Genomic DNA, 4,055 nt, shown 5'->3' with positions numbered 1-4,055 from the left:
GGCAAGCCCGATGACGCGGGTTCCTCGAGCGGCAGCGGTTCGTCCAGCGGCGGTGGCTCGTCGTCTGGCAATGGCAGCTCGTCGAGCAGCAGCTCCAGCGGTGGCAAGCAGGACAACGCAAGCTCCTCGAGCAGCGGTGGCTCGTCCAGCGGCAGTGGCTCGTCGTCCGGCAATGGCAGTTCCTCGAGCGGCAGCTCCAGTGGTGGCAAGCCCGATGACGCGGGCTCTTCGAGCGGCGGTGGTTCGTCTAGCGGAAGTGGCTCCTCGTCCGGCAGCGGTAGCTCGACGAGCGGTAGCTCCAGTGGCGGCAAGCCCGATGACGCGGGCTCTTCGAGCGGCGGTGGTTCGTCTAGCGGCAGTGGCTCGTCGTCTGGCAATGGCAGTTCGTCGAGCGGTAGCTCCAGTGGTGGCAAGCCCGATGACGCGGGTTCCTCGAGCGGCAGCGGTTCGTCTAGCGGCAGTGGCTCGTCGTCTGGCAACGGCGGTTCGTCGAGCAGCAGCTCCAGTGGTGGCAAGCCCGATGACGCGGGCTCTTCGAGCGGCGGTGGTTCGTCTAGCGGCAGTGGCTCGTCGTCTGGCAATGGCAGCTCGTCGAGCAGCAGCTCCAGCGGTGGCAAGCAGGACAACGCAAGCTCCTCGAGCAGCGGTGGCTCGTCCAGCGGCAGTGGCTCGTCGTCCGGCAATGGCAGTTCCTCGAGCAGCAGCTCCAGCGGTGGCAAGCCCGATGACGCGGGTTCCTCGAGCGGCAGCGGCTCCTCGTCTGGCAACGGCGGTTCGTCGAGCAGCAGCTCCAGCGGCGGCAAGCCCGATGACGCGGGTTCATCGAGCGGCAGCGGCTCCTCGTCCGGCAATGGAAGCTCGTCGAGCAGCAGTTCCAGTGGCGGCAAGCCCGATGACGCGGGCTCTTCGAGTGGCGGTGGTTCATCCAGCGGTAGCGGCTCCTCGTCTGGCAATGGCGGTTCGTCGAGCAGCAGCTCCAGCGGCGGCAAGCCCGATGACGCGGGTTCATCGAGCAGCAGTGGTTCGTCCAGCGGAAGCGGTTCCTCGTCCGGCAACGGCAGCTCGTCGAGCAGCAGCTCCAGCGGCGGCAAGCCCGATGACGCGGGCTCTTCGAGCGGCGGCGGTTCATCCAGCGGTAGCGGCTCGTCGTCCGGCAATGGCAGTTCCTCGAGCAGCAGCTCCAGCGGCGGCAAGCCGGATGATGCGAGTTCGTCGAGCGGCAGCGGTTCGTCCAGCAGCAGCGGCTCCTCGTCGGGCAACAGCAACTCGTCGAGCAGCAGCTCCAGCGGCGGCAAGCCCGATGACGCGGGCTCTTCGAGTGGCAGCGGATCGTCCAGCGGAAGCGGCTCGTCGTCCGGCAATGGCAGTTCGTCGAGCGGTAGCACCTCGCCGTCAAGCGATGCTGCTGCGCAGTCCGGCCGCCGTGCAGCTACCGACAGCACCAACGGCCCCGCTGATGATCCGAACGGCATCTCGGTCACGGTAAGCCTCAAGACTTCGGGCCATCCGACCGATCTCATTGCGGTGTCGGTGCCGAAGGCAATGGCGCGGCCGGGCAGCCACTTCCGCTTTGTGCTGCCCGCACAGGCGGTGCCAGGTGCGGCGAAGGTGACGCTGGCCGATGGCCAGGCCCTGCCTGCGTGGCTACGTTTCACGCCACAGTCGCGCGCGTTCACCGCCACGTCTGTGCCGGCCGGAGCGCTGCCGGTGCAGGCGGTGATGACGGTGGGTGATGTGCGCGTGCCGTTGGTGATCACCGAGCGCAACCAGTAAATGAGGTGGGATGTGACTGAGAACGATGTAGCCCAGGACGGGCGGCGCCAGGCTGGCGCCACGCCGGATGGGGAGCGCGCCGTGGCAGGTGGGCAGGTGGCGACCAGGCCGCGCTCGGCCACCCATGGCGCGGTGGCCGTGGCCGGGCTGGTGGCTTTCTTGCTGGCCCTGGTCATCCTGCATGCCGATCGGCCTTTCGGCGACGATGTAGTGAAGTCCGCGCTCTTCATGCTCGGCATGACCTCGGCGGCAGTGCTGCTGGTGGACCTGCTGTGGCTGAAGGCGTATCGCCGCACGTCTACCGGACTGGACTTCGGCCGCGATCATCCGTCGTGGCAGCGCAGCCTGTTCAAGTTCGCTGGCCTGCTTGGTAGTCTGGGTTTCGTCGCGCTGCTGTACTGGCTGTTCCCGGAGTACCACGGCGATTTCTACGACCGCTACTACGCAATGCTGCGGCTCGTGCTGCCGCCGTGGCTGGCCCTGGCGTTACCCTACCTGTACTTCGTCGACCGCAAGATGGCGCAGCCGTTCGACGGCTACTGGCACCTGGGCCGACTGGTGACCATGCAGTGGGACAAGGTGGATGTCCGCATCGTTGGCCAGCATCTGCTGGGCTGGCTGGTGAAGGGCTTCTTCCTGCCGCTGATGTTCGCCTACATGTGCAACGATCTGGCGCGCTTCCTGGCCACCGACTACAGCCAGCTCAATGGCTTCAAGGCCTGGTTCGACCTCTTGTATGGGCTGTTCTACTTCATCGACGTGGGATTGGTGGCAATGGGCTACCTGCTGGCGCTGCGCATCGCCGACACGCACCTGCGTTCGGCCGAGCCGACCATGCTGGGCTGGGTCGTGGCACTGGTTTGCTACGAGCCGTTCTGGTCGTTGTATGGGCGCCAGTACCTAGCCTATGACACGGGTTTCAAGTGGGGCGCCTGGCTGTGGAACACGCCGCTGCTGTACGGCATCTGGGGTAGCGCCATCCTGCTGCTGACGGCCATCTATGTCTGGGCCACGGTCAGCTTCGGCGCGCGTTTCTCCAACCTGACGCATCGGGGAATCATCACCAATGGCCCTTACCGCTGGACCAAGCATCCGGCCTACGTGGCCAAGAACCTGTCGTGGTGGATGATTTCCATCCCCTTCGTGGCGCAAGGTTCGGGCGATGAGGCGTTGCGCCACTGCTTGCTGCTTCTGGCCGTGAACGGCATCTACGCACTGCGCGCGTGGACCGAGGAGCGCCACCTGTCACGCGATCCGGAGTACGTGGCCTACGCCAGATGGATCGACGAGAACGGGCTCTTCCGCTTCCTGCGTCACTTGCCGTCGCAGAATCGGCTGCGTTATCGCGCGGCCTGAGCGGGACGCCGCACCGCTTTGGCGATTGCCGATTTCGGGGGACCAGTCGGCGAGCCTACAGCCCGTTACCGCTGCCGGGCGAGCACAGCGAGTCGCGCCTGCACGGCCGGGTCGTCGAGCAGCGCACTGGCCGGTCCGGGCAGCCGGCGGCGCCAGTTGGGGTGGGTCTCAATGGTGCTCGGCAGGTTTGGCTGTTCGGTAAGGCCGAACAGGTCTTCCAGCGGTACGACGGTCAACGGTACAGGAGCGGCGGCAGTAAAGGCCGTGGCGGCCGTGGCGAAATCGTCGGCGGTGGCGTCGAGCGCGATGTCGGCATCTGCTGCACTTGCCGCGCCGGCACGCTCCAGTGCCAACCTCAACGTGGTGATGTGCAACGGAGGGGGATTGCCGTATTGCTCGGCCGCGTGATTGTGGTGTGCGAAGGCTTCCACCAGGGCATGCCGATCGGCCATGCGCTGCACGTGCGCCTGGGCTTCGTCCATGCCAGCGGGCAGTAGCCCGAGCTTGCCCTGCCAGCGCAGATCGTTGCCGACCCACCAGCCGGCCAACGTGGATAGATCGTGTGTGCTGGTCATGGCCACAGACGTGCGCGCCCAATCTTGTGGTGGGCGGAACGGCTGTCCGGGCACCGCTTCCTCGCGCTCAAACCAGAGGATGCGCATGCCAAGCAGGCCGGTGTCGGCCAGTTGCCCGCGCAACCCGCCCGGCACGGTGCCGAGGTCTTCGCCAATGACGATGCAGCGGTTGCGCCAGGACTCCAACGCAATCAGCCGTAGCAGATCCTGCAGCGGATAGCGCAGGTACACACCGTCCAGCGCGGATGCCCCCTCCGGAATCACCCACAGCCGCATCAGCCCGAGCACGTGGTCGATGCGCACGCCACCCGGTGTGGACATGACTGCGCGCAGCATCTCGATGAAGGCGGC

The 4,055-nt window shown here is 66.5% G+C and carries 4 protein-coding genes; 2 read left to right on the top strand and 2 right to left on the bottom strand.

From position 1 onward, the window contains the following. On the bottom strand, positions 1-1,481 hold a 1,481-nt coding region (locus JHD73_RS26880; RefSeq protein ID WP_199033194.1), incomplete at its 3' end, for a hypothetical protein. A 49-nt stretch (positions 1,482-1,530) separates the two neighbouring features. Between JHD73_RS26880 and JHD73_RS26875 the strand changes: the two genes are divergently transcribed. Then, positions 1,531-1,773 (top strand): hypothetical protein, encoded by a 243-nt coding sequence (locus tag JHD73_RS26875; protein WP_199033193.1) that lies wholly within the window; start codon positions 1,531-1,533, stop codon positions 1,771-1,773. Between the two features lie 12 nt (positions 1,774-1,785). Next, positions 1,786-3,129: an isoprenylcysteine carboxylmethyltransferase family protein gene (locus tag JHD73_RS29650; protein ID WP_199033192.1), complete on the top strand. Its 1,344-nt coding sequence runs from the start codon at positions 1,786-1,788 to the stop codon at positions 3,127-3,129. A gap of 65 nt (positions 3,130-3,194) precedes the next feature. Here JHD73_RS29650 and JHD73_RS26865 read toward each other — a convergent pair. Next, a partial coding sequence (locus tag JHD73_RS26865; protein ID WP_199033191.1) for a 4-alpha-glucanotransferase occupies positions 3,195-4,055 on the bottom strand: 861 nt, incomplete at its 5' end.

Source organism: Ralstonia sp. ASV6, from assembly GCF_016429285.1.
Lineage (GTDB): Bacteria > Pseudomonadota > Gammaproteobacteria > Burkholderiales > Burkholderiaceae > Ralstonia > Ralstonia flaminis.
Note: the sequence above shows the minus strand (reverse complement) of the source record. Positions and strands in the feature narration are given on the sequence as shown.